Origin of the sequence: Mesonia algae, from assembly GCF_003253545.1 — a bacterium.
Lineage (GTDB): Bacteria > Bacteroidota > Bacteroidia > Flavobacteriales > Flavobacteriaceae > Mesonia > Mesonia algae.
Map to the genome: position 1 here is coordinate 23896 of NZ_QKYV01000008.1, position 25327 is coordinate 49222.

Below are 25327 nucleotides of genomic sequence, written 5' to 3' on the forward strand. Positions count from 1 at the left end.
GCTAAAGTTTTTGCACTTTAGCCCCAATTAGTCATTTATTGCATTCCTTTCATCATCTGCATCATACGCTTTCCGCCCCCACCTTGCATCATCTTCATCATTTTGCTCATTTGGTCGAATTGCTTTAACAGTTGATTTACTTGTGTTACTGAAGTCCCAGAACCTTTTCCTATACGTTTCTTTCTACTTGCGTTGATTACTGAAGGTTGAGTTCTTTCTTCGGGTGTCATAGAATGAATAATAGCTTCAATATGTTTAAAAGCATCGTCATCTATATCTATATCTTTCATCATTTTTCCCGCACCAGGGATCATTCCGACAAGGTCTTTCATATTCCCCATCTTTTTTACCTGCTGAATTTGTTTTAAGAAATCATCAAATCCAAATTGATTTTTGGCAATTTTCTTTTGAAGTTTTCTAGCTTCTTCTTCATCATATTGATCTTGCGCTCTCTCTACTAAAGATACAACATCTCCCATCCCAAGAATACGATCGGCCATACGCTCTGGATAGAACACATCTATTGCTTCCATTTTCTCTCCTGTACCAATAAACTTAATTGGTTTATTTACTACAGATTTAATAGAAATTGCTGCTCCCCCACGAGTATCACCATCTAATTTGGTAAGAATTACCCCATCAAAATTCAATACATCATTAAAGGCCTTAGCTGTATTTACAGCATCTTGCCCCGTCATAGAATCTACCACAAAAAGAGTCTCTTGTGGCTGGATAGCGTTATGAATATTAGAAATTTCGGTCATCATCGCTTCATCTACAGCTAAACGACCTGCGGTATCTATAATAACTACATTATGCCCATTTTCTTTAGCATAAGCCAATGCCTTTTCTGAAATAGCTACTGGATTCTTTTCTTCTCTATCTGAAAATACCTCAACACCTATTTGATCACCAACTACGTGTAATTGATCGATTGCCGCAGGACGATAAACATCACAAGCAACGAGAAGAGGTTTCTTTGTTTTCTTTGTTTTTAAGAAATTAGCTAGTTTACCAGAAAAAGTAGTTTTACCACTACCTTGAAGACCTGACATTAAAATAATACTTGGGTCACCAGAAAGATTAATCCCAGCAACTTCGCCTCCCATTAATTTAACAAGCTCATCTTTAACAAGCTTCACCATTAATTGTCCTGGCTTAAGACTAGAAAGTACATCTTGCCCCAAAGCCTTTTCTTTTACCGTACTGGTAAACTCTTTGGCAATTTTATAATTCACATCGGCATCTACTAAGGCACGACGCACCTCTTTTAAGGTTTCGGCTACATTAACCTCAGTAATCTGTCCGTGTCCTTTTAAGACGTGTAATGCTTTATCTAGCTTATCACTTAAATTATCAAACATAGTCTTTCTTCTATTTTTAAGATTTGCAAAGTTAAGGATTAGATGTTTAACTATAAAGTCTTAATGCATGAAAATAGAAATTTATAAAAGCAAAAAAGACTGACAATAAATTGACAGTCTTTTTACCAAAACAACAAAAAACTATTTACTTTCTATGGCGTTCATTTTTTACAAAAGGTCTAGTTTTATAAAAAAAGTTTTTCAAAAGGGTTAATTATCTATATAACAACACATTTACAAAAACTCCTAATAGCAACTCATATTTTTTTTTAATTTTACGGAAAACTCCAACTCATATGACCAAAAATTTACAAGACCATGTTTGCGAAGAGAGTGTTTTTGCTCGCTTATATGAAAAACACGCTAAAAACATTCATGATTTTCTATATTATAAGTTTGGAGAACTGCTTCAGCCAGAGGATAAAATGCAAGAAGCATTTGTAAAGTTATGGCAAAATTGCAAAAAGGTTCCGCCTAGTAAAGCAAAGAGTTTTCTTTTCACTGTCGCAAATAACCTTATGCTTAATGAGGTAAAACATCAAAAAGTAGTGTTGAAATATGAAAAAAGAAAAACCCAGCATCAAGATCATCAAGACCCTCAATTTTTATTAGAGGAACAGGAATACCTCAAAAAATATCAAAAAGCACTTGCTAGCCTTACCGAATCCCAACGGGTTGCTTTTTTGCTAAATCGTACTGAAGGTAAAAAACACAAGGAGATTGCAGAAATCCTCAATATTTCTCAAAAAGCAGTAGAGAAGAGAATTTATGGAGCCTTGAAAAAAATCCGTAAAGAAATAAAAGGAATTTAAAAAAGAAGTAGGATAAATTGCAAGGTTGTTGTTCTATAGGTAGAAAATAAAGCATGAAAGAAGAAGAAATCATAAAGAAGTGGTTAGATAACGAAACGTTATCTGGAGAGGAATTGCAATTTTTGCAAGAAAATGAAGCTTTTAAAGACTATCAAAAAATTGCAGAAAATGCAACCTATTTTAAAGCTCCACAAATAGATATTCATAATGGATTAAAATCTGTTGTAGAAAAAACCAGGGAGAAAAAATCTAAAAAAGTTTGGATAAATCAGCTTACTAGGATCGCTGCTATTTTAGTTATTGCCATAGGATCTTACTTTTTATTTTTTCATTCTACACAAACTCAAGTCGACACTTTAGCTAATGTCACAAAACAGATAAATTTACCCGACGACTCTGAAGTGACTTTAAATGCCGGATCATCTATCTCTTACAACAAAGATACTTGGACTGGAAACAGAGAAGTTCATTTAGACGGAGAAGCTTTTTTTAAGGTAGCTAAAGGGAAAAAATTTACAGTAATTACATCCTTAGGTGAAGTGAGTGTTTTAGGAACCCAGTTTAACGTAAAACAGAGAAATAATTCTATTTATGTAGATTGCTATGAAGGACTTGTAGAGGTGAAAATTAATAATAAACGTATAAAACTTCCTGCAGGGAAGAGTATAGCTTTTCGAAATAAACAACTTAACGAATATGAAAATACTGCAAATGCTTCGACATGGCTTCAAGGTAAAAGCACCTTTAAGAGTGTTCCGCTAAGAGAAGTATTTAAAGAATTTGAAAGACAGTACGATATTAAAATTCAAGCTAAAAACCTTACTTTAAATCAAGATAAATTGTTTACTGGTAGTTTTACTCATAAAAACATCGAAACCGCAATAAAATCAATTACTTTGCCGTTTGGATTAGACTATAGTATTCAAGAAGATGAGATTATCGTGAGTGCCCGTGAGTAAAAATTTATACGTATTCTTATTTATTATTTTAGGTTTATGTTGTAGTGTCACTAAAGCACAAACAACAAAAGATTCTATTGCTTTACCTCAAGTAATTATAGAATTAGAAAATAACTACGATTACAATTTTTCTTTTGCCGATAAAGATATAGAGGATCTATATGTTCCCCTATATGATACAAAAATGCCTTTTACAGATATCATTGCTTTTCTTGAAGCGCACACCCCACTTATTTTTGAAAGTATTTCTGAGAAATTTATTGCAGTTACAAAAAATAAAAATATTCTTACTGCTGAAAAAATTGAAGAGCTAGAAACTATTATTATTTCTAACTATTTAGCTCGAGGTATAACCAAAAAAGATCAAGGTGTTTTTGAGGTAAATTTTGACGATTTTGCGGTGTTACCAGGTTTAATAGAGCCCGATGCTTTACAAACAGTAAGGTTTTTACCAGGAGTAGAAAGTATAAATGAAAAAATATCTGATCTCAACATTCGTGGCGGAACACAGGATCAAAATTTGGTATTATGGGACGGGATAAGGATGTATCAGTCAGGTCATTTTTTCGGACTTATTTCTGCGATAAATCCATATATGACACAAAAGGTTTCTTTAACTAAAAACGGAACCAATTCCGCTTACGGAAATAGTGTTTCTGGAATTTTATCACTTTCCACCAGCGATAAAATTCAAAATGATTTTCATGCAGAAGCAGGTGTAAATTACCTAAGCGCTTATGGTTTAGTAGACGTTCCTTTGTTCAAAAACTCATCATTAAAAATTGCAGCAAGAAGCTCTATAAATAGTTTTTTTAAAACCCCTACTTATGATCAATATTACGATCGGGCATTTCAAAATACAGAAATAACAGATACGAGTGAACAAAGTATCAAAACAAACGATGAGTTTTCTTTCTATGACGTTAGTTTAAGGTGGCTTTACAAACTTTCTAAAAAAGATCGTTTACGTATTAATTTCATTTATTTAGACAATGATCTTACTTTCTTAGAAAATGCCGTAGTAGACAATGAGATTAACACAAAAACTAGTGAACTTTCTCAAAATAGTTTAGGCATCGGCATTAATTATAAAAGGAACTGGAGTGATGTTTTTAAAACAAACTTTCAATACTATTTTTCTGATTATCAATTAAATTCTAAAAATGCTAATGCAGTCACTTCTCAGGATCTTACACAAGAAAATGAAGTGATAGAGAATAGTTTTAAATTTACCACTTCGTATAAGGTAAATGGGAATATTCAATTAGAAAACGGACTGGATTTTATAAAAACTAGAATTGACAACGTTCAAAAAATGATTAATCCCTTATCGGGAAATTTTAGTCAGCTTTATGCAACCAATTATGCGTTATTTTCCACCTTTTCGTTTAAATCTAATGATTTAAAAACTTCGCTTCAATTGGGTACTCGACTTAATTATTTTAATGAATTTGATTTATTTTTATTCGAACCTCGATTCAGTTTTAATCAAAAAATTTTAGATCATCTTTCATTCGAGTTTTTAGGCGAAGCAAAAAGTCAATCGAGCACTCAAATCATAGATTTCCAAAAGGATTTTCTCGGTATAGAGAATAGACGTTGGCAGTTAGCAGATCAAGAAGAAGTCCCTATTCTCAAAAGCTTTCAACTATCTTTAGGCGTGCATTATCATAAAAATAATTGGCAAGCAAGTACCGAGGCTTATACTAAAAAAGTAAAGGGAATCACTTCTAGAAGTCAAGGATTTCAAAATCAATTTGAATACGCTCCTTTAATTGGTGACTATTATATTCGAGGTATAGACTTTTTACTAAAAAGAAGATTTGGGAGAATAAATGCATGGGCTAGTTACTCTTTGACCAACAACGACTATACTTTTGAAGAAATATCTGAAGAGCCTTTTGACAGTAACTTAGAAATTACCAATTCGCTTTCCTTTACCACCTCTTATGAATATAATCAACTTAAACTTTCAGGCGGAATAAAATGGCGCTCCGGAAGACATTTTACTCCCTTAAGTGAAACAGGATTATCTAACCATCAATTTGATTATCTAGCTCCTAATAGCGATAATTTAGACCCTTATGTTAGAGTAGATTTTTCTGCCAGTAAGCAATTTCCTATTCATCCTAAAATAAACGCTTATGCAGGAATTTCAATATGGAATGTTTTAAACACAAAGAATATTGTAAATGCTTATTATGAAAGAACAAATGAAGAAATATTTTTGGTTGAACAAGAAGGTTTAGGAATAACACCAAATCTTATCTTTAGACTCATGTTTTAAGCAAAATTAAAATTTTTAAATTGCTACTTCGCTTCATTTATCATTATCTTCGATTACATAAACAAGGTTAAAAGATGAATAGAATTTGGAAAGCTTTATTTAAAAGATTCACTAACATAGAGGAAAAGATACCTGCAGAAGAATCTATATCAGACTTTCGAAATGCTAAAGCTTACCGAAAATTTAAAATTGCATCTAAGCAGCTCATTAAAGAATCTATTTTTATCCTTTGCGGAATTTTTTCTGCAGCCTTTGGATTAGAAAGTTTTTTACTCCCGAATAATTTTATTGATGGTGGAGCTACAGGAATCGCTCTTTTACTTACAGGCTTAAGTGAACTTCCGCTTTGGGGAATTATTCTATTGGTAAATGTTCCATTTGTTATTTTAGGTTACAATATCATAGGAAAACAATTTGCGGTAAAAACGGCTATAGCCATAAGTTTATTAGCGCTCATTATCGCAAATATTCACTTTCCCGAAGTAACCGATGATAAGCTATTAGTTGCCGTCTTTGGAGGATTTTTTCTAGGTGCAGGAATAGGATTTTCGGTGAGAGGTGGTGCTGTAATTGATGGTACAGAAGTATTAGCTATTTATTTAAGTAGAAAATTTGGAGCTACCATTGGCGATATCATTATTATAATTAACGTTATGATTTTTGGCGCTGCAGCCTACTTCCTTTCTATAGAAGCTGCCCTCTATTCTATGATTACCTATTTTGCAGCTTCAAAAACTTTAGATTTTGTTATCGAAGGTATTGAAGAATATATCTCTGTCAATATCATTTCTGTTCACAGTGAAGAAATAAGAGAAATGATTTTAAATAAACTTCGTCGAGGAGTTACCATTTACAAAGGTCAACGCGGAGTAAAACATGCCAGCGGAAATGATGATTTAGATATTATTTACACCGTTCTTACGCGGTTAGAACTCAACAAACTTAATAATGAGATTGCAAAAATAGACTCTAATGCGTTTGTGGTAATGACTCCTGTTAAAGACACTAAGGGAGGTATGATTAAACGCAGACCTCTTCACTAAATAAAAAAACCGAGTAAAAATTTTACTCGGTTTTTTAGTTTTTACATTCTTTCGGGAACATCTATTCCCAGTAAGCTAAAAGCATTTTTTATAGTTTGCGCTACCGCTTTTGCTAATTGAACTCTAAATATTTTTTCTATTTCCACATCGGTTCCTAGAATACTTACATTTTGATAAAAAGAATTAAATTCTTTCACTAAATCGTAGGTGTAATTAGCAATTAAGGCTGGACTGTGTTGAGCAGCAGCTTGCTGAATCACTTCGGGAAATAATTGCAATTGCTTCATCACCTCTTTTTCTTTAGCGTCCAGCGTATAATCACTTACATCTTCACCGTGATTAAAACTTGCTTTACGCAGAATGGATTGTATTCTTGCATACGTATACTGAATAAAAGGCCCTGTATTCCCTTGAAAATCTACAGATTCTTCAGGGTTAAATAAAATACGCTTTCGCGGATCTACTTTGAGGATGTAATATTTTAAAGCCCCTAAACCAATAGTGTTATATAAACTCTCTTTCTCCTCATTGGTGTAACCTTCAAGCTTTCCTAAGTCTTCAGAGATTTTCTGAGCTGTTTGAGTCATCTCTACCATTAAATCATCGGCATCGACAACAGTTCCTTCTCTACTCTTCATTTTTCCGCTAGGTAAATCTACCATACCGTAACTTAAATGATAAAGGTGATTAGCCCATTCGTAACCTAATTTCTTTAGTATTAAAAACAAGACCTTAAAGTGGTAATCTTGTTCGTTTCCTACAGTATAAACCAAGCCATTAATAGCATAATCTTCTACACGCTGAATAGCCGTCCCAATATCTTGGGTCATATAAACCGCCGTCCCATCAGATCGTAAAACGATTTTTTCATCTAAGCCATCTTCAGTTAAATCTATCCAAACACTACCATCTTCTTTTTTAAAGAAAACTCCTTTTTTTAATCCTTCTTGAACGACTTCTTTCCCTAATAAATAGGTGTTACTTTCATAATAGTTTTTATCAAAATCTACCCCCATATTTTTATAGGTAGTTTCGAAACCGTCATAAACCCATTGGTTCATTTTTTTCCAAAGCGCAACTACATCTTCATCTCCTGCTTCCCACTGTAAAAGCATTTTCTTAGCTTCTAACAATAAAGGAGCTTCTGCTTTTGCTTCTTCTTCTGTTTTTCCTTGCTCTTGGAGTTCTTTGATTTGACTTTTATATTCTTGATCAAATTTTACATAATAGTTCCCTACCAACTTATCGCCTTTAAGCCCTGTAGATTCTGGTGTTTCTGCGTTTCCAAATTTTTGCCAAGCCAACATACTTTTGCAAATATGTATTCCACGATCATTAATAATTTGGGTTTTATAAACCGTATTTCCTGCTGCTTTAAGAATTTCCGCGACAGCGTAACCTAATAAATTATTTCTTACATGACCTAAATGCAATGGTTTATTAGTATTTGGGGAAGAATATTCTACCATAATACTAGGAGATTTCTCCGTAGATTTTACAAAACCAAAATGTGCGTCATCTTTTATTACTTTAAATTGTTGAAGAAAATAATGATCGCTTATCACCAAATTTAAGAACCCTTTTACCACATTAAAACGAGCAACTTCTTCAACATTTTCTACTAAATAGTTACCAATTGCTTCTCCTAAACTTACCGGGTTGGTTTTCACTTGGCGTAACATAGGGAAAATTACGACAGTAATATCTCCTTCAAACTCCTTGCGTGTAGCTTGAAATTCGACATTTTCTAAATTAACCTGATGTAAAGCTGTTAACGCTTCTTTAATGTGTTGTTCTAATAATATTTGCATGAAAATTCACTTAAATTTGGAGCTGCAAAGATAATTTAAAAATTAGAGTTGACTAACCTCTACTTGAGCTTTCCTTTTTTAAAATTATTTATTTTTTAAGTTTTTTCATCTACACCCTCATATTTTAATGCTCTAATTTGTAAACCTTCCCTTTTAAATGTAATTTTAAGTTTGCTTAAATTTTGATTTCAATAAACTTAATTACAAATGAGATTTCACATAAAAACAATTCTCGTAATTTTTATATCTGTATTTATGCTTACTGCTTTTACAAATACAGATAGCACTTACAATTTTGAAGTTAAAAAAGGGATTGATTTTTATAACGGGGATTATCAAGAAGCTTTAGAGAAAGCTAAAGCGGAAAAGAAATTAGTGTTTGTATACCTTTATGCCAATTGGTGTGGAGTTTGTAAATCATTGAAGAAAAATACTTTTCGAGATGCATCTGTAGGTGAGTTTTACAATAAAGAATTTATTAATTTGTCTTTAAATGCAGAAAAAGGTGAAGGAGCCGAAATTGCCAGAAGTATTGGGTTGCGAAGCTATCCTACTTTACTTTATGTAGATGCTAATAATGGCCGAATTTTAAATCGAGTTTCTGGTTATAAAACTCCCATCCAATTTATTAATCTAGGCAAAATTTTCACTCAAAAACAATAACAAATTAACTTAGTCTAAGAACAAATGCTTTTTAATGTTTCTTACCGGAATCCTAAAATCACAAATACCATCAATCAAACAGTTGGGCTTCCTTTTACTTTAAAAGAACGATTTGCATTAAAGGGAATTGGTTCTGGTAAATTATATATTAATTCTTCGAGTATAGAAATTCATAATTTATTGGTTTTAGATTCTTATCTTAATGCATGTAATATTGAGATTAGACCCGACGGTATTATTCTTGGTTTTAGATCGCTATTAGAAAGCTACGCATTGATTATCCCTTATTATCAATTGAAAATCTATAAAGGCAAGGCAGAAGAATACTCAATTTACGGCAACAAACATTTTGTAAAAATTAAAGCCGATTCTCCAAGAATACATCGATTTATGAAAAAAATATTAACCTTAAAAGCAGATCATTCCAGTTCTTCTAATCAGAGTTATTATTAGCTTTTTGGTAACTTTCATTTAATTATTTCTTGAACTTCAGCATGGTTTTTCGGAGCATATTTGCCGAAAAAAACGATGGATTTATTTATTTATGTTTTTGCCGCATTATTTTCGGTAATTAACCCACTAGGAACCGTTCCTGTCTTTGTTGGCTTAACCAAAGAAGATACTAATGCAGAACGTTCTAGAACTTCTTTACTAGCCGCTATCAATACCTTTGTAATTTTAGCAATCGCCTTTTTTACAGGAAAATACATTTTAAACTTTTTTGGAATTAGTATTGAATCACTAAGAATTGCAGGCGGACTTATTATAGTGTCTTCTGGTTTTGCTTTGCTTACAGGATCATTTAACAAACATAAAGGTATGGATCGTGAAAAAGTAAAAAATGATGTAAAAGAACGAGATGGCGTATCTCTAACTCCCTTGGCTATTCCTATGCTTGCTGGACCCGGAGCGATTTCTTTATTAATTGGATTGCAAGAAGATCACCATTTAATCTTTGATAGATTAATTATAGTTTTAGCGATTGCTATTACTTGTACCGCTACTTTTTTAATGCTAAAAAGCGCTCACTTTATTGTAAAATATTTGGGAGCATCGGGAATTAACGCTATCTCTAGAATTATTGGTTTTATTGTAATTGCAATTGGGATAGAATATATTAGTTCTTCAATAATGACAGTACTTGGGGTAGCACTTCTATAAGAGATTACCTTTTTTTAAAGGCGATACCACAAACCAAAGTAAGAATACCTAAACATATCATGGCAAAGCTTTGAGTATTATCGGTCTTCGCCGGAATTTTACTCGCACCATCTTCCAAAGAAATATGAGGAAAAACTACGGTATAAAGCCCGTAACCAATAAGCGCTACTCCTAAAATTAGCAAGACGATTTTTAATGTATTCTGCATTCTTAAAGCTTATTTCTATTTTTAGTGGAAAGTTAAGTATTTAATGCGTAAATTATCTTTAAAAAATCATGAAAATTCTTCTTACTGGAGCCAATGGTTATATTGGCATGCGCTTACTTCCTTTACTTATAGAGATGGAACACGAAGTCATTTGTGCGGTAAGAAGTGCAAGCCGATTTTCTATAGAAAAAGAAGTACTTGAAAAAATTGAGATTGTAGAAATAGATTTTTTAGAAGAAGTTGACAACAACTTACTCCCCAAAGATATTGATGTTGCCTACTATTTAATTCATTCTATGACTGGTTCTACTACAGATTTTGATGATCTAGAGGAAAAGTCTGCACTTAACTTTAATGCTTATCTAGAAAATCTTTCCGTAAAGCAAGTAATTTATCTTACAGGGATGGTGAATGAAGATGAAATGTCAAAACATTTGCAGTCTAGAAAGAAAGTAGGAGATATACTCTCACAAGGAAATTTTCATCTCACTTGCTTACAAGCAGGGATTATTGTAGGCTCTGGTAGCTCTTCATTTGAAATCATCAGAGATTTATGCGAAAAATTACCTGTAATGATCACTCCGCGTTGGGTAAATACGAAAACACAGCCCATCGCCATTAGGAATGTATTAGACTTCTTGACACTTAGCATAGGAAATGAAAAAACTTATGATGATTCATTTGATATTTCGGGTCCAGATGTGATGACCTATAAAACGATGATGTTAGAATACTGTAAGATTAGAGGTTTAAACCTGCATATTGTTGGCGTTCCTTTTTTATCTCCAAAACTATCCTCTTACTGGTTGTACTTTATGACTTCAACCTCATATATGTTAGCTGCTAATTTAGTAGATAGTATGAAAATTGAAGTGGTCTCAAAAGACAATAGATTAGAAAAAATGTTAGGAATACAACCTTTAACTTATACAGAAGCCATTAAAGCCGCCTTTGATAAAATCGAACAGAATCAAGTCTTATCAAGCTGGAAAGACTCCAGAGTTAGCGGTAGATTTACAAGCGATCTCAATAAATATATCAAGGTTCCTACACATGGATGTTTAATTGATCGGCAAGAAATGAAAAGCGATAACCCTAAAGCTTCATTAGAGAAAATATGGAGTATTGGCGGAAAAAAGGGATGGTATTACGGAAATAAGCTATGGAAATTTCGTGGTTTTTTAGATAAACTATTTGGAGGTGTTGGTTTAAGAAGAGGAAGAACCCATCCTAATAAAATTTTTACTGGAGATTCATTAGACTTTTGGCGCGTCTTACTAGCCGATAAAGATGAGAAACGTTTATTACTTTTTGCCGAGATGAAAGTACCTGGTGAAGCTTGGTTAGAATTTTATATAGATGAAAACAATATCGTACATCAAACCGCCACCTTTAGGCCCAAAGGAATATGGGGTAGATTATACTGGTACAGTATGCTTCCGTTTCATTATTTTATCTTTGCAGGAATGCTAGAACGTATTGCTAAAAGTTAGATGAAAAACCGAATATTAGATTACATAAAAGAGAACACCCTACTTTGCTTTTCATTCATAAGCATTGTTTTTCTATCCTTATGTATTTTGATTAATCCTCAAAATTTTTACCAACTTATAGAAAGTTATTCAGTAAGTATTAGAAACTACTTTGGTGTTTTTTATTTATGGCTGGGCTTAGCTTGTGTAGTGTTTCTAATAGTTATTGCCATTTCGCCTTTTGGAAAAAAAAGGCTGGGAGGTTCTTCTCCCGAATATAATTTTTGGTCTTGGACAGCCATGTTATACAGTGCCGGGATGGGTGCGGGTATTTTACTGCGAGCCGTTCAAGAACCTGTATATATGCAACAAAACCCACCTCTATATACTTCTACCTCTTCAGGAATTATTGCATTAGAATATACCTTTTATCAATGGGGATTCACTGCTTGGGCTTTCTATACTTTCTTTGCTCTCATTATAGGTTATTACGTTTACATAAAAAATAAAACGATTTTATTAAGTAATAGTTTTTCTGTCAACGATTACAGCAAAGTAACCCGCGGTGTAGATTATCTAACCGTTATGACTACTGTTATTGGAATTGTAGCTGCCATTGCTTTAGGCACCACTCAAATAGAAGGAGGTTTACAATTTCTACTTAAAAATGAAGTTTCTACCTATGGTTATATTTTTACATTTTTAATATTCATCTTAGCTTTTATTTCCGTCTATCGCGGAATTCATAAAGGCATCAAAAAAATCTCAAATTTCAATATTTTAATAACCATTTTATTACTGGTTTTCATATTGTTACAAAGTGATATTGGTCAAATTTTTCATAACTTTTTTGCCGCTACTTATCATTACATCATAGATTTTATTCCGCTAAGTTTAGCATTAGGAAATCACAATCCTGGAAAAGAATTTTTAACCGATTGGACTTATTATTATTGGGCATTTTGGTTGTCTTGGGCTCCGTTTACCGGAATTTTTATCGCTCGGATTTCTAAAGGAAGAACGGTAAGACAGCTTATTTTTGGAGGCTTATTTTTGCCATGTTTAGGAAGTTTTTTATGGTTCTCCACCTTTGGCACCTCTGCTTTTCAAATCATTGATAATTGGGGTGTATATAATGAAGAATTTGGCAATGTATTTACTTCGCTATTTGTATTTCTAAGAGAATATCCGCTTAGCAGTGTAACCTCTCTAGTCACGATTTTGCTTTTGGTTGGCTTTCTAGTCACTTCAGTAGATAGTGCTATTTTTGTCCTTAGTATGTTTACCGATAAAGGAAAAGAAAACCCAAAGAAATCTCACCGACTTCTTTGGGCTATTGCATTATTCTTATTCACGGAGACTATACTAATACTCGCTAGTTACTCTGCCGCTGAAAATGTTCTTACTGCGATGCAAAAACTTCTAATCATTACTTCTTTACCCTTTGCATTCTTAAGCGTTTTAATTGCTATTAATTTTACAAAAAGTATTTTGAAAAAAAGCTAAATTAAGCCTCTGTTTTTGGTAAAAATACTTCTGCCATCATACAGCGAGCACTACCACCTCCAAGGGTTTCTATGGTTTCTAGATCACTGCTTAAAATTCCACAGTGCTTTTCGATGGCGTCAACTTGTTTTGCATTAAGGCTATTGTGAGCACTTGCACTCATTACTAAGTATTTCTTATCAAATGCGCCTTTAACTTGCAACATATTGCCTGCAAAATTATGCATTTGAGCTTCGGTGATAGAGATGATTTCTTTACCATCTTCTTTTAAACTCGCAATAAGTTTTTTACGTTCTTTTTTATCATCGATGGTATCTAAACAAATCACTGCAAAATTTTCGGCCAAACACATCATGACATTGGTATGATAAATAGCTTTACGTTCACCATTTACGGTTTGGTTGGCAGTAAAGACAACTGGCATATATTCAAAATCTTCACAAAACTCTATGAATAAATCTTCATTAGCTCTTTCCGATAAGGCACAATATGCTTTTTCATTGGCTCTATCTAATAATAAACTTCCCGTTCCTTCTAAAAAAATATTCTCTTCTTCGGCAGCGGTATAATCTAATATATTATTAATTGTAAATCCTTTTTCCTCTAGGCTCGCTAAAATATCTTCACGGCGCTCTCTTCTTCTATTTTCAGCAAACATAGGATAAAGTCCGATATTTCCATTTTCATGAAAAGAAACCCAATTATTAGGAAATATAGAATCTGGCGTGTCATTTTCTTTAATATCATCAACTACAATAACCTCTACTCCTACTTTCCTAAGCTTACTAACAAAAGTGTCAAACTCCTTCTGAGCTTTTATTGTAATCGCTTCATTTTCTTCTTCTATAGACTTTTGAAAATAATTGTTTACAGCAGTCTCTTCATTCATCCTAAAATTAACAGGACGAATCATTAATATACTATTGGTGATTTGTTTCATTGTATTCTTTTTGGGCGTTCGAGCGGGCTTTTCACTATATCTTTTTCTTGAAAAAAGAAAAAGGATGTCGTTACAATCCCTAACGCATTAATCTCTTATTAACGGTAAAGTTGAACAGCGTAATAAACCTTCCTGTTTAGAAATTTCTGCATACGGGACTTCTTCTACCGTGATGCCCTGCGCTCTTAACCAGGCGTTTAATTTAGTGAAGTTTTTTTCTGAAATTACAACGTCTTCAGCTATAGAAAAGATATTACTATTCATAGCATACATTTGGTCGCTATCTATTTCAAAAACATTTTCTTTTCCGTAGAAATTAACTAACCATTCATATTCATCCTCATTCAAAAATCCATTTTTATGAATGATAGCTTTATTTTTTCCTACTGGCTGAAAACAACAATCTAAATGCAAGGCATTTAATCTAGGATCGGTTGAAGATTTACGTAAATTAAAAGATTTCACTGTCTTGTTTGGAAACATTTCCTGTAAAGCATTTACAGCCTTCATATTGGTTCTTGCCGTAATATAATTGCTATAATCGCTTTCTCTATAAGTCCCTACAAAAATATAGTCTCCTATTGGCATAACATCACCTCCTTCAATATGATGATCTTCAGGAAAACGGTGAACTTTCTTCGAATCTATTTGATCGATTACATACTGTATAGCATCAATCTCTCTTTCTCTATCGGGTAAGATATTAGCTTTAAAAAATATATCATCAATTACAAAACCTATATCTCTAGTGAAAATTTGATTGTAATCTTCAATTTGTTCTGGTCTATATACTTTAACTTCATACTTTTCTAATACATCTCTAACCGCTGTCATTTCTTTTACCATATCTTTTTCTAAAGGGTAGGTTCCCGCTTTTATATATTCAGCAGATTTAGGATCGTAGGCTTCTTCTAATGTTGGCGTTGGTCCATTGCTGTTGGCTAAGCCCAAAATAACGGCCCTAAGCCGCGAAGTTTCGTTGGTAATATGAAGTTTTAACATAATTTCAAATTTTTACAAATATAAAAAAAGCTTCATATCTCTATGAAGCTTTTAACTTTACTTACTGCAAGTGATTATCTTTTAGAGATATCTTTAAAATCTCTTAGATTCTCTCCTGTATAAACTTGTCTTGGACGTCCAATTGGTTCTTTTTCTAAACGCATTTCTCTCCATTGAGCGATCCATCCTGGTAATCTACCCAAAGCAAACATTACCGTAAACATTTCGGTAGGAATACCCAATGCTCTATAAATAATTCCTGAATAGAAATCTACGTTAGGATATAATTTTCTATCAACGAAGTAGCTATCTTCTAAAGCTTCTTTTTCTAAACCTTTAGCGATATCTAAAACAGGATCTTCAACCCCTAATTGATTTAAAACGTCATCTGCAGATTTCTTAATGATTTTTGCACGAGGGTCAAAGTTCTTATAAACACGGTGACCGAATCCCATTAAACGGAATGGATCCTCCTTATCTTTAGCTTTACCCATATACTTTTTAGTATCTCCACCATCTTGTTTAATACCCTCAAGCATTTCTATTACCGCTTGGTTAGCACCTCCGTGAAGTGGTCCCCAAAGAGCAGAAATACCAGCAGATATTGAAGCAAATAGACCGGCGTGAGAAGAACCTACGATTCTAACAGTAGAAGTTGAACAGTTTTGTTCGTGATCTGCGTGTAAAATCAATAATTTATTTAATGCTGAAGAAACAACAGGATCTACTTCGTAGTTCTCATGTGGCTTCTTAAACATCATTTTTAATATATTGTCAACATAACCTAAAGAACTATCTCCATAATCTAAAGGCTGCCCATTTTTCTTTCTTAATGTCCAAGCAACTAATACTGGAAACTTAGCCAATAATTTAATAATAGCATTATACATTTCTTCATCTGAATCTACATTAACTGCACTTGGGTTAAATGCAATTAAGGCACTTGTTAATGAAGATAAAACCCCCATTGGATGAGCCGATTTAGGAAAACCATCTAAGATTTTCTTCATCTCTTCATCTACATGAGATTCTTTTTTAATGTCTTTATATAATTTATCTAATTGATCTTGTGTTGGTAATTCTCCAAAAATCAATAAGTATGCTACTTCTAAAAAACTTGCTTTTTCTGCTAATTCTTCAATAGAATATCCACGGTAACGTAAAATCCCTTCTTCTCCATTTAAAAAGGTAATTGCACTTTTACATGATCCTGTGTTCTTATAACCTGGATCTAAAGTGATTAAGCCTCCAGTATCTCCACGTAAAGATTTAATCTCGATGGCAACCTCATTCTCGGTTCCTACAACAACTGGAAAGTCATATTTTTTCCCGTCTAATTCTATAGTAGCTGTCTTTGACATATGTATAATATAATTTTTAATTTTAAGTGCTGCTAATTTACAAAAAATAGTATTAATTTTAAGACAAATCTCATTGTAAATTTGAGTGTGAACGCCTTATTGTTGTTAATTTAATCTTAATTTAATGTATAAAAAAAAGCTTCACCAAATGGTAAAGCTTTTTTATTAATTTATAAGCTAAAAATTAGATCTTAAATGCTGCTTTTTTTGGATAAAAAGCCACCTCTCCTAACTCTTCTTCAATACGTAATAATTGATTGTATTTTGACATACGATCACTTCTTGAAGCTGAACCTGTTTTAATTTGACCTGTATTTAAAGCCACAGCTAAATCTGCTATAGTATTGTCTTCAGTTTCTCCAGATCTGTGTGACATTACCGATGTATATCCTGCATTGTGAGCCATATTTACAGCTGCAATGGTTTCGGTTAAAGTTCCTATCTGATTTACTTTGATTAAAATTGAATTAGCAATATTCTCTTTAATCCCTTTTTGCAAACGTTCTACATTGGTCACAAATAAATCATCTCCCACTAGTTGTACTTTATCACCAACTTTTTCAGTTAAAATTCTCCAACCTTCCCAATCGTTTTCATCCATCCCGTCTTCAATAGAAATAATAGGGTATTGTTGAGACAATTCGGTTAAGTATTGAGCTTGTTCTTCACTAGTTCTTACTTCTCCTCCTTCTCCTTCAAATTTCTTATAGTTGTATTTTCCACCTTCATAAAATTCCGCAGCAGCGCAATCTAAAGCTATCATAATTTCTGTACCAAAAGAGTAACCTGCATTTTCTACAGCTAATTTAATACTATCTAAAGCATCTTCGGTACCATTAAGGGTTGGAGCAAAACCTCCTTCATCTCCTACAGCAGTACTTAAATTTCTATCTTGTAATACTTTTTTTAGTTGATGAAAAATCTCTGAACCCATTTTTAAAGCTTCCGTAAAGGATTCTGCTAAAACTGGCATAATCATAAACTCTTGAAAAGCGATAGGAGCATCACTATGAGAACCTCCATTAATAATATTCATCATCGGTACAGGAAGTGTTTTTGCACTCACCCCACCAACATAGCGATATAACGGTAAACCTAGCTCGTTAGCGGCAGCTTTTGCTACAGCAAGAGAAACTCCTAAAATAGCATTGGCTCCCAATTTAGATTTGTTTGGAGTGCCATCTAAATCTATCATCAATTGATCAATTGCAGCTTGCTCGAATACTGAATGTCCTAGCAAATGGTTTGCAATATCTATATTTACATTTTCAACAGCTTTTAAAACTCCTTTCCCTAGGTAGTCTTTTCCACCATCTCTTAACTCAACTGCTTCATGCTCTCCCGTAGAAGCACCTGAAGGCACAGCTGCTCTTCCCATTACTCCGTTTTCAGTAATTACATCTACTTCTACTGTTGGATTACCACGAGAATCAAAAATTTGTCTTGCGTGAATTTCTATAATTAAACTCATATTTTTGTTGTTATGATATGTCTACAAATTAATACATTCTTAGAAAAACTAAGCTTTAGACTGATTTATATTTTCTATAAATTGATCGAATAAATAAGATGCATCGTGAGGTCCTGGACTTGCTTCTGGATGATATTGCACAGAGAAACAATTTTTATTTTTCATTCTTAAACCTGCCACTGTATCATCATTAAGATGTAAATGCGTAATTTCTAAATTTTTATTTGCTTCTAATTCTTCTTTATTAACAGCGAAACCGTGATTTTGCGAAGTAACCTCTCCTTTACCTGTTACCAGATTTTTTACAGGATGATTTATACCACGATGTCCATTATGCATTTTATAAGTAGAAACTCCGTTAGCTAATGCAATTACCTGATGTCCTAAGCAAATACCAAATAAAGGCTTATCATTTTTCAAGATATTTTTTGCTACTTCTATGGCTTCGCTTAATGGTTCTGGATCTCCAGGACCGTTAGAAAGAAAATATCCATTAGGATTCCACTCATTCATTTGCTCGTATGTTGAATTGTATGGAAATACTTTAATATAACAATCTCTACTTGCTAAATTTCTAAGTATATTCTTTTTTATTCCGATATCTAAAGCTGCAATTTTATAAGTTGCATTCGCATTTCCGATAAAATAAGGCTCTTTTGTTGAAACTTTGGATGCTAACTCCAAACCTTTCATGCTTGGTTTATCTGCAAGTTCTTTTTTTAAGGCATCTAAGTCATCAATCTTAGTGCTTATCACAGCATTCATTGCTCCATTGTCTCTAATGTAAGCAACTAAAGCTCTCGTATCTACATCTGAAATAGCTAAAAGATTATTTTTCTTTAAAAATTCTTCCAGACTTAAATCTGCCTTATCTCTAGAATAATTGTAGCTAAAATTTTTACATATTAAACCGGCAATTTTAATATCTTCTGATTCAACCTCTTCGGAATATGTACCGTAGTTACCAATGTGTGCATTCGTGGTAACCATAAGTTGACCGTAATATGAAGGATCTGTAAATATCTCTTGGTATCCTGTCATTCCTGTATTGAAACAAACTTCTCCAAATGAGCTACCTTCTTGGTCACCGATTACTTTTCCCCAAAAAACAGTGCCATCCTCTAATAACAATATGGCTTTCTTACGAATTTGATACTTCATTTTATTATATTTTATAAATAGGTTAAAAAAAAAGGATAAACTGCGAGAGCTTATCCTTTTTTAAAAATATTTACCTAAGAATCATCTTATTCTTCTTCCTTTGATGAATCTTCTTTTTTAGCAGTTTCTGCAGTAGCTTCTGTAGCATTACCAGAAGATTTTCCACGTCTACTACGACGAGTAGATTTCTTCTTAGTAGTACCTGAAGTGTTATAGATTTCATTGAAATCTACTAACTCGATCATTGCCATATCTGCATTATCTCCAAGACGATTACCTAACTTAATAATTCTAGTATATCCTCCTGGTCTGTCTCCAACTTTAGGAGCAACATCTCTAAATAATTCTGCTACAGAGTACTTATTACGTAATTTAGAAAAAACAATTCTTCTATTGTGTGTAGTATCTTCTTTAGATTTTGTTACCAAAGGCTCAATAAACTGTTTTAAAGCTTTCGCTTTTGCTACAGTTGTATTGATGCGCTTATGCTCAATTAAAGATCCTGCCATATTTGCAAGCATCGCCTTACGGTGAGCAGTTTTTCTTCCTAAGTGGTTTATTTTTTTTCCGTGTCTCATGACATTTTTATTTAATCATCATCTTGCTACCAAACTCATATTGATGAGGAGCAAAATATGACGTATTAATCTTTATCTAACTTGTATTTTGAAAGATCCATTCCGAAGTTTAATCCTTTTACATTCACTAGTTCTTCTAGCTCTGTTAAAGATTTCTTTCCGAAGTTACGGAATTTCATTAAATCATTTTTATTATAAGAAACTAGGTCTCCTAAGGTATCTACTTCAGCAGCTTTTAAACAGTTAAGAGCTCTTACAGATAAGTCTAAATCTACTAATTTAGTCTTAAGTAATTGACGCATATGTAGAGATTCCTCATCATATGTTTCAGTTTGAGCAATTTCATCCGCTTCAAGCGTAATTCTCTCATCAGAGAATAACATAAAATGATGTATTAAGATTTTAGCGGCTTCGGTTAGTGCATCTTTAGGATGAATAGATCCATCTGTAACGATTTCAAAAACTAATTTTTCGTAATCTGTTTTTTGCTCTACACGAAAGTTCTCAATGCTATACTTAACATTTTTTATAGGCGTATAAATAGAGTCAGTATAAATAGTTCCTAATGGTGCATTACCTTTTTTATTCTCTTCAGCAGGCACATAACCTCTACCTTTATCGATAGTAAGTTCTATATTAAGATTTACGCTTTTCTCTAAATTACAAATTACTAAATCTGGATTTAATACTTGAAATCCAGAAATGAATTTTTGGAAATCACCAGCAGTAACTTGATCTTTACCTGATAATGAAATAGTAACCGTTTCATTATCTATATCTTCTATTTGTCTTTTGAAACGAACTTGCTTCAAATTCAAAATAATTTCTGTAACATCTTCTACAACGCCAGAAATAGTAGAAAACTCGTGGTCTACTCCTTCTACACGTACTGAAGTGATTGCGAATCCTTCAAGAGAGGATAACAGTACTCTTCTTAAAGCGTTACCAACAGTTAATCCGTAACCCGGTTCTAAAGGACGAAATTCAAATTTGCCTTCAAACTCGGTTGAATCAATCATGATAACTTTATCGGGCTTCTGAAAATTTAGTATTGCCATATTTTGAGTTCTGTCAATTAAATTATTTCGAATATAATTCGACGATAAATTGTTCGTTTATATTTTCTGGAATTTGAATTCTAGAAGGAATAGATACATAAGTACCTTCTTTCTTTTCTGTATTCCAAGTAATCCACTCATATACTGCACTAGAGTTCTCTAATGAAGATTGAATAGCTGTTAAAGATTTTGATTTCTCTCTTACTCCTACAACATCACCTGCCTTTAATTGGTAAGAAGGAATGTTAACGATTTCACCGTTAACAGTAATATGCCTATGAGAAACTAATTGTCTTGCTCCACTTCTAGATGGAGAAACCCCCATTCTAAATACTACATTATCTAAACGCGATTCACAAAGTTGTAATAATACCTCACCGGTAATACCTTGTGCGCTAGTAGCTTTTTTAAACATATTTCTAAACTGACGCTCTAATATACCATAAGTATATTTAGCTTTTTGCTTCTCCATTAACTGGATAGCATATTCAGATTTTTTACCACGGCGTCTGTTGTTACCGTGCTGACCTGGAGGGTAATTTCTTTTTTCAAAAGATTTATCATCTCCAAAAATAGCTTCTCCGAATTTACGTGCTATTTTAGTTTTTGGACCAGTATATCTTGCCATTTAATTTAATTTTTAGAAGGTGATTATGAATTAAGGTCTTAATATTAATCCTTCGATAATCGTAGTCTCCTTCTTAGTTTATACTTTTAAAATTATACTCTACGTCTCTTAGGAGGACGACATCCGTTATGTGGAATTGGAGTGATATCGATAATCTCTGTCACTTCTACTCCAGCATTGTGAATAGATCTAATAGCAGATTCTCTACCGTTACCAGGTCCTTTCACATAAACTTTAACTTTTCTAAGTCCAGCTTCTTGCGCTACTTTCGTTGCATCTTCTGCAGCTAATTGAGCAGCGTAAGGAGTATTTTTCTTACTTCCTCTAAAGCCCATTTTTCCTGCTGAAGACCAAGAAATAACATCACCACCTTTATTAGTTAAAGAAACGATGATATTATTGAAAGAAGCTGTAATATGCGCTTCTCCAAAAGACTCAACGATTACTTTACGTTTTTTATTTGTTGACTTTGCCATGGTTAATTATTATTTAGTTGCTTTTTTCTTGTTTGCAACTGTTTTTCTTTTTCCTTTACGTGTTCTAGAGTTATTCTTAGTACGCTGACCTCTAAGCGGCAAACCTACTCTATGTCTAATCCCTCTATAACAACCGATATCCATCAAACGCTTGATGCTTAACTGAACCTCAGAACGTAATTCTCCTTCAATTGTGTAACTACCAACAGCTTCACGTATTCTTCCGATTTCATCATCAGACCAATCTGAAACTTTTGTACTCTCATCAACTTTGGCATTCTTAAGGATTTCTTGAGCCCTGCTTTTGCCAATTCCGAAGATATAGGTTAATGCTATAACTCCTCGCTTTTGTTTTGGTATATCAACCCCTGCTATTCTTGCCATAATTAGCCTTGTCTTTGTTTAAATCTAGGATTCTTTTTGTTAATAACGTAAAGTCTACCTTTTCTGCGAACAATCTTGCAGTCGGCACTTCTTTTCTTTATTGATGCTCTTACTTTCATCTTTTTTGATTTTATCCGATTAGTAATTAATTTACTTTAAAAGGATTACTAATATTTTTTTCAGCACGCAAAAGTAATAAAAAAAAATTTAATAATCGATAAATCGAAAATTTAGTATCTATAGGTTATTCGAGCCTTCGTTAAATCGTAAGGACTCATTTCCAATTTTACTTTATCTCCAGGTAACAACTTAATGTAGTGCATACGCATCTTTCCCGAGATATGAGCGGTCACAATGTGACCATTTTCTAGTTCTACACGGAACATTGCATTAGATAATGCTTCTACAATGCTTCCGTCTTGTTCTATTGCTGGTTGTTTTGCCATAATTAAGCTACTGCTTTTCTATTTTTTCCAGATTTCATTAAACCATCATAATGCCTATTAAGCAAATACGAGTTTACTTGTTGAATGGTATCTATCGCAACACCTACCATAATTAATAACGACGTTCCTCCGAAGAATAGAGCCCAACCTTGCTGCACCCCTAAAGAGACAACTATTGCTGGGAATATAGCTATTAGAGCTAAAAATACAGAACCAGGCAAAGTAATTTGCGACATAATGCGATCTAAATATTCACCAGTTTCAGTACCAGGTCTTATCCCTGGAATGAAACCTCCGCTTCTTTTTAAATCATCTGCCATTTTATTAGTAGGAACAGTAATTGCAGTATAGAAATATGTAAAAATGATAATCAATAATGCAAAAACTAAGTTATACCAAAATCCAAAAATATTATTAAACGCAGCAGTTACACCTTGTGCCATTTCTGAATCTGAAAGACCAGCTACAGCAGCAGGGATAAACATAATCGCCTGAGCAAAGATGATTGGCATTACACCTGATGCATTTAATTTTAATGGAATGAATTGTCTAGCTCCACCAAATATATTTTTTTCATATCCTCCAGTAGCGTTTCTACGAGCATATTGTACTGGTATTTGCCTTACAGCCATTACTAACATTACCGAAGCAAAGATAATAGCAAACCAAATAGCCAATTCAATTAAGATCATAATTAAACCACCGTTAGACTCTGTAACACGAGATTGTATTTCTTGTAAAAAAGCTTGAGGAAGTGTGGCAATAATACCAACCATAATTAATAAAGAAATACCGTTTCCAATACCTTTATCTGTAATACGTTCCCCTAACCACATTGCGAAAATACATCCTGTAGTTAAGATGATAACAGACGAAACAACAAAACTTACAGAATCACCTAATAAGAACGCAGAATCTGGCAAAGTAGCAAACAGATTATAAATATAACCAGGCCCTTGAACCAAAGTAATTGCAATGGTAAGCCATCTTGTAATTTGGTTAATTTTCTTTCTACCACTTTCTCCTTCTTTTTGCAACTTTTGCAAATAAGGAACTGCTATTCCCATTAATTGCACAACAATTGAAGCAGAGATATAAGGCATAATCCCCAACGCAAAAATGGAGGCATTAGAAAATGCTCCTCCTGTAAAGGCATTAAGTAATCCTAATAAACCGCCATCAGTTTGATTAGCTAAATCTGCTAATTGAGACGCATCGATCCCGGGAAGAACCACTTGTGTACCAAAACGATAAACAAGCAAAAGCCCAAAAGTAATCATGATACGATTTTTGAGCTCTTCTATCTTCCAAATATTTTTTATTGTTTCAAAAAATTTCATTCTAAACTTGTTATAAGGTTATAGCTTCTCCTCCTGCAGCCTCAATAGCTTTTTGAGCAGATGCTGTGAACTTGTGTGCAGAAACTTTTAATTTCGCTTTAAGCTCTCCTCTACCTAATATTTTAACTAACTCGTTTTTTCTTGCTAAACGGTTTTCAACAAGAGTATCCATATCGATAGAATCTGTAATTTTCCCATCATCTACTAACTTTTGAAGCGTATCTAGATTCACACCTTGATACTCTTTTCTATTAATGTTAGTAAAACCAAATTTAGGAACTCTTCTTTGAAGTGGCATTTGCCCTCCTTCGAAACCTATTTTCTTAGAATATCCAGAACGAGATTTAGCCCCTTTGTGACCACGCGTAGCTGTTCCTCCTTTACCAGAACCCTCACCACGACCTACTCGTTTGTTATTTCCTTGAACTGAACCTTTTGCAGGTTTTAAGTTATTTAATTCCATTTGTTCGTTTATTTTGCTTCTTCTACAGAAACTAAATGATTAACTTTATTTATCATTCCAAGGATATTGGCTGTATCGTCATGCTCAACAGTTTGTCCAATTTTCTTTAAACCTAAAGCCTCTAAAGTAAGCTTTTGATTCTTGGTACGATTAATAGCACTTTTTACTTTAGTTACTTTTATCTTTCCCATTTTATCCTTGAATTATCCGTTAAAAACCTTATCTAATGATACCCCACGTTGCTTAGCTACAGTTTCTGCACTTCTTAATTGAAGCAATGCATCAAAAGTTGCTTTTACAACATTATGAGGGTTAGAAGAACCTTGATTCTTAGAAAGTACATCATGTACTCCTACAGATTCTAATACCGCACGTATAGCTCCACCTGCAATTACTCCGGTACCTGTTGCTGCTGGAAGTAACAAAACTCTAGCACCACCATATTTACCTTTTTGCTCGTGAGGAAGTGTTCCTTTATTTAAAGGAATACGAACTAAATTCTTTTTAGCATCTTCTACTGCTTTAGCAATTGCTTCTGCTACTTCTTTAGACTTTCCTAAACCTTGACCTACAACACCATTTTCATCACCTACAACAACAATTGCAGAAAAGCCAAAAGCTCTACCACCTTTTGTTACCTTAGTAACACGTTGTACTCCAACTAAACGATCTTTTAAATCTAAGCCACTTGGTTTAACAAGTTCTACGTTTTTATAATCTTGATACATATCTT

At 33.3% G+C, this 25327-nt stretch carries 28 protein-coding genes; 9 read left to right on the top strand and 19 right to left on the bottom strand.

What is annotated here, in order from left to right; translation table 11 throughout:
• Window positions 1-35: 35 nt before the first annotated feature.
• Window positions 36-1364, bottom strand: a complete 1329-nt coding sequence (gene ffh, locus LX95_RS12765) for a signal recognition particle protein (RefSeq protein WP_111541852.1) — start codon at window positions 1362-1364, stop codon at window positions 36-38.
• Between the two features lie 296 nt (window positions 1365-1660).
• On the opposite strand from ffh, the gene LX95_RS12770 reads away from it, so the two are divergent.
• The 4 genes from LX95_RS12770 to LX95_RS12785 all read left to right on the top strand — a co-directional run bounded on the left by LX95_RS12770 (window position 1661) and on the right by LX95_RS12785 (window position 6465).
• Complete coding sequence (locus LX95_RS12770; RefSeq protein WP_111541853.1) at window positions 1661-2176, top strand: RNA polymerase sigma factor; 516 nt, start codon at window positions 1661-1663, stop codon at window positions 2174-2176.
• A gap of 53 nt (window positions 2177-2229) precedes the next feature.
• Window positions 2230-3135: a FecR family protein gene (locus tag LX95_RS12775; RefSeq protein WP_111541854.1), complete on the top strand. Its 906-nt coding sequence runs from the start codon at window positions 2230-2232 to the stop codon at window positions 3133-3135.
• Window positions 3128-5422: a TonB-dependent receptor plug domain-containing protein gene (locus LX95_RS12780; protein WP_111541855.1), complete on the top strand. Its 2295-nt coding sequence runs from the start codon at window positions 3128-3130 to the stop codon at window positions 5420-5422. The genes LX95_RS12775 and LX95_RS12780 overlap by 8 nt, the downstream gene beginning before the upstream one ends.
• Before the next feature lie 74 nt (window positions 5423-5496).
• Window positions 5497-6465: a YitT family protein gene (locus tag LX95_RS12785; RefSeq protein WP_111541856.1), complete on the top strand. Its 969-nt coding sequence runs from the start codon at window positions 5497-5499 to the stop codon at window positions 6463-6465.
• A 41-nt stretch (window positions 6466-6506) separates the two neighbouring features.
• Here the strand turns inward: LX95_RS12785 and argS are convergent, their stop codons facing one another.
• On the bottom strand, window positions 6507-8276 hold the full coding sequence (gene argS / locus LX95_RS12790) for an arginine--tRNA ligase (RefSeq protein ID WP_111541857.1): 1770 nt from the start codon (window positions 8274-8276) through the stop codon (window positions 6507-6509).
• Between the two features lie 207 nt (window positions 8277-8483).
• Between argS and LX95_RS12795 the strand changes: the two genes are divergently transcribed.
• From LX95_RS12795 to LX95_RS12805, 3 genes are all read left to right on the top strand, one after another.
• The gene (locus LX95_RS12795) at window positions 8484-8939 is read left to right on the top strand and encodes a thioredoxin family protein (RefSeq protein ID WP_111541858.1); all 456 of its coding nucleotides are present in this window, start codon (window positions 8484-8486) and stop codon (window positions 8937-8939) included.
• A gap of 24 nt (window positions 8940-8963) precedes the next feature.
• Window positions 8964-9392 (top strand): hypothetical protein, encoded by a 429-nt coding sequence (locus LX95_RS12800; protein ID WP_111541859.1) that lies wholly within the window; start codon window positions 8964-8966, stop codon window positions 9390-9392.
• A 75-nt stretch (window positions 9393-9467) separates the two neighbouring features.
• Entirely contained in the window at window positions 9468-10100 is a 633-nt protein-coding gene (locus LX95_RS12805; protein WP_111541860.1) for a MarC family NAAT transporter, read from the top strand.
• Window positions 10101-10104: 4 nt separating this feature from the next.
• Here the strand turns inward: LX95_RS12805 and LX95_RS12810 are convergent, their stop codons facing one another.
• Complete coding sequence (locus tag LX95_RS12810; RefSeq protein ID WP_111541861.1) at window positions 10105-10308, bottom strand: hypothetical protein; 204 nt, start codon at window positions 10306-10308, stop codon at window positions 10105-10107.
• A 68-nt stretch (window positions 10309-10376) separates the two neighbouring features.
• Between LX95_RS12810 and LX95_RS12815 the strand changes: the two genes are divergently transcribed.
• Together LX95_RS12815 and LX95_RS12820 are read left to right on the top strand one after the other, a co-directional pair.
• On the top strand, window positions 10377-11801 hold the full coding sequence (locus LX95_RS12815; protein WP_111541862.1) for an SDR family oxidoreductase: 1425 nt from the start codon (window positions 10377-10379) through the stop codon (window positions 11799-11801).
• Window positions 11802-13286, top strand: a complete 1485-nt coding sequence (locus LX95_RS12820) for a BCCT family transporter (protein WP_111541863.1) — start codon at window positions 11802-11804, stop codon at window positions 13284-13286.
• Window position 13287: 1 nt separating this feature from the next.
• On the opposite strand, the gene ctlX is transcribed toward LX95_RS12820, so the two are convergent.
• The 16 genes from ctlX to rpsE all read right to left on the bottom strand — a co-directional run bounded on the left by ctlX (window position 13288) and on the right by rpsE (window position 25322).
• Window positions 13288-14226, bottom strand: coding sequence for a citrulline utilization hydrolase CtlX (ctlX, locus tag LX95_RS12825; protein ID WP_111541864.1), 939 nt, complete (start codon window positions 14224-14226; stop codon window positions 13288-13290).
• 87 nt (window positions 14227-14313) lie between these two features.
• Window positions 14314-15228 carry a dimethylarginine dimethylaminohydrolase family protein gene (locus tag LX95_RS12830; protein WP_111541865.1) on the bottom strand — a complete coding sequence of 305 codons (915 nt, stop codon included), beginning with the start codon at window positions 15226-15228 and terminating at the stop codon, window positions 14314-14316.
• 74 nt (window positions 15229-15302) lie between these two features.
• The gene (locus tag LX95_RS12835; RefSeq protein WP_111541866.1) at window positions 15303-16589 is read right to left on the bottom strand and encodes a citrate synthase; all 1287 of its coding nucleotides are present in this window, start codon (window positions 16587-16589) and stop codon (window positions 15303-15305) included.
• A gap of 184 nt (window positions 16590-16773) precedes the next feature.
• On the bottom strand, window positions 16774-18060 hold the full coding sequence (gene eno, locus LX95_RS12840) for a phosphopyruvate hydratase (protein ID WP_111541867.1): 1287 nt from the start codon (window positions 18058-18060) through the stop codon (window positions 16774-16776).
• 48 nt (window positions 18061-18108) lie between these two features.
• The gene (gene carA, locus LX95_RS12845; RefSeq protein WP_111541868.1) at window positions 18109-19221 is read right to left on the bottom strand and encodes a glutamine-hydrolyzing carbamoyl-phosphate synthase small subunit; all 1113 of its coding nucleotides are present in this window, start codon (window positions 19219-19221) and stop codon (window positions 18109-18111) included.
• Between the two features lie 86 nt (window positions 19222-19307).
• On the bottom strand, window positions 19308-19799 hold the full coding sequence (gene rplQ, locus LX95_RS12850) for a 50S ribosomal protein L17 (RefSeq protein WP_111541869.1): 492 nt from the start codon (window positions 19797-19799) through the stop codon (window positions 19308-19310).
• A gap of 65 nt (window positions 19800-19864) precedes the next feature.
• Window positions 19865-20857 carry a DNA-directed RNA polymerase subunit alpha gene (locus LX95_RS12855; RefSeq protein ID WP_111541870.1) on the bottom strand — a complete coding sequence of 331 codons (993 nt, stop codon included), beginning with the start codon at window positions 20855-20857 and terminating at the stop codon, window positions 19865-19867.
• Window positions 20858-20879: 22 nt separating this feature from the next.
• Entirely contained in the window at window positions 20880-21485 is a 606-nt protein-coding gene (gene rpsD, locus LX95_RS12860) for a 30S ribosomal protein S4 (RefSeq protein WP_111541871.1), read from the bottom strand.
• A gap of 92 nt (window positions 21486-21577) precedes the next feature.
• Window positions 21578-21961 carry a 30S ribosomal protein S11 gene (rpsK, locus tag LX95_RS12865; protein WP_111541872.1) on the bottom strand — a complete coding sequence of 128 codons (384 nt, stop codon included), beginning with the start codon at window positions 21959-21961 and terminating at the stop codon, window positions 21578-21580.
• A 9-nt stretch (window positions 21962-21970) separates the two neighbouring features.
• Window positions 21971-22345 (bottom strand): 30S ribosomal protein S13, encoded by a 375-nt coding sequence (gene rpsM / locus LX95_RS12870; protein WP_111541873.1) that lies wholly within the window; start codon window positions 22343-22345, stop codon window positions 21971-21973.
• A 2-nt stretch (window positions 22346-22347) separates the two neighbouring features.
• The gene (ykgO, locus tag LX95_RS12875; protein WP_010519235.1) at window positions 22348-22464 is read right to left on the bottom strand and encodes a type B 50S ribosomal protein L36; all 117 of its coding nucleotides are present in this window, start codon (window positions 22462-22464) and stop codon (window positions 22348-22350) included.
• 111 nt (window positions 22465-22575) lie between these two features.
• Window positions 22576-22791: a translation initiation factor IF-1 gene (gene infA / locus LX95_RS12880; RefSeq protein ID WP_068589225.1), complete on the bottom strand. Its 216-nt coding sequence runs from the start codon at window positions 22789-22791 to the stop codon at window positions 22576-22578.
• A gap of 2 nt (window positions 22792-22793) precedes the next feature.
• Window positions 22794-24131, bottom strand: coding sequence for a preprotein translocase subunit SecY (secY, locus tag LX95_RS12885; RefSeq protein ID WP_111541874.1), 1338 nt, complete (start codon window positions 24129-24131; stop codon window positions 22794-22796).
• A gap of 10 nt (window positions 24132-24141) precedes the next feature.
• Window positions 24142-24594 (bottom strand): 50S ribosomal protein L15, encoded by a 453-nt coding sequence (rplO, locus tag LX95_RS12890; RefSeq protein ID WP_111541875.1) that lies wholly within the window; start codon window positions 24592-24594, stop codon window positions 24142-24144.
• An 8-nt stretch (window positions 24595-24602) separates the two neighbouring features.
• A complete protein-coding gene (rpmD, locus tag LX95_RS12895) occupies window positions 24603-24785 on the bottom strand; it encodes a 50S ribosomal protein L30 (RefSeq protein ID WP_111541876.1) in 183 nt (60 codons plus the stop codon).
• Window positions 24786-24797: 12 nt separating this feature from the next.
• Complete coding sequence (rpsE, locus tag LX95_RS12900) at window positions 24798-25322, bottom strand: 30S ribosomal protein S5 (RefSeq protein ID WP_111541877.1); 525 nt, start codon at window positions 25320-25322, stop codon at window positions 24798-24800.
• Between the last annotated feature and the right edge of the window lie 5 nt (window positions 25323-25327).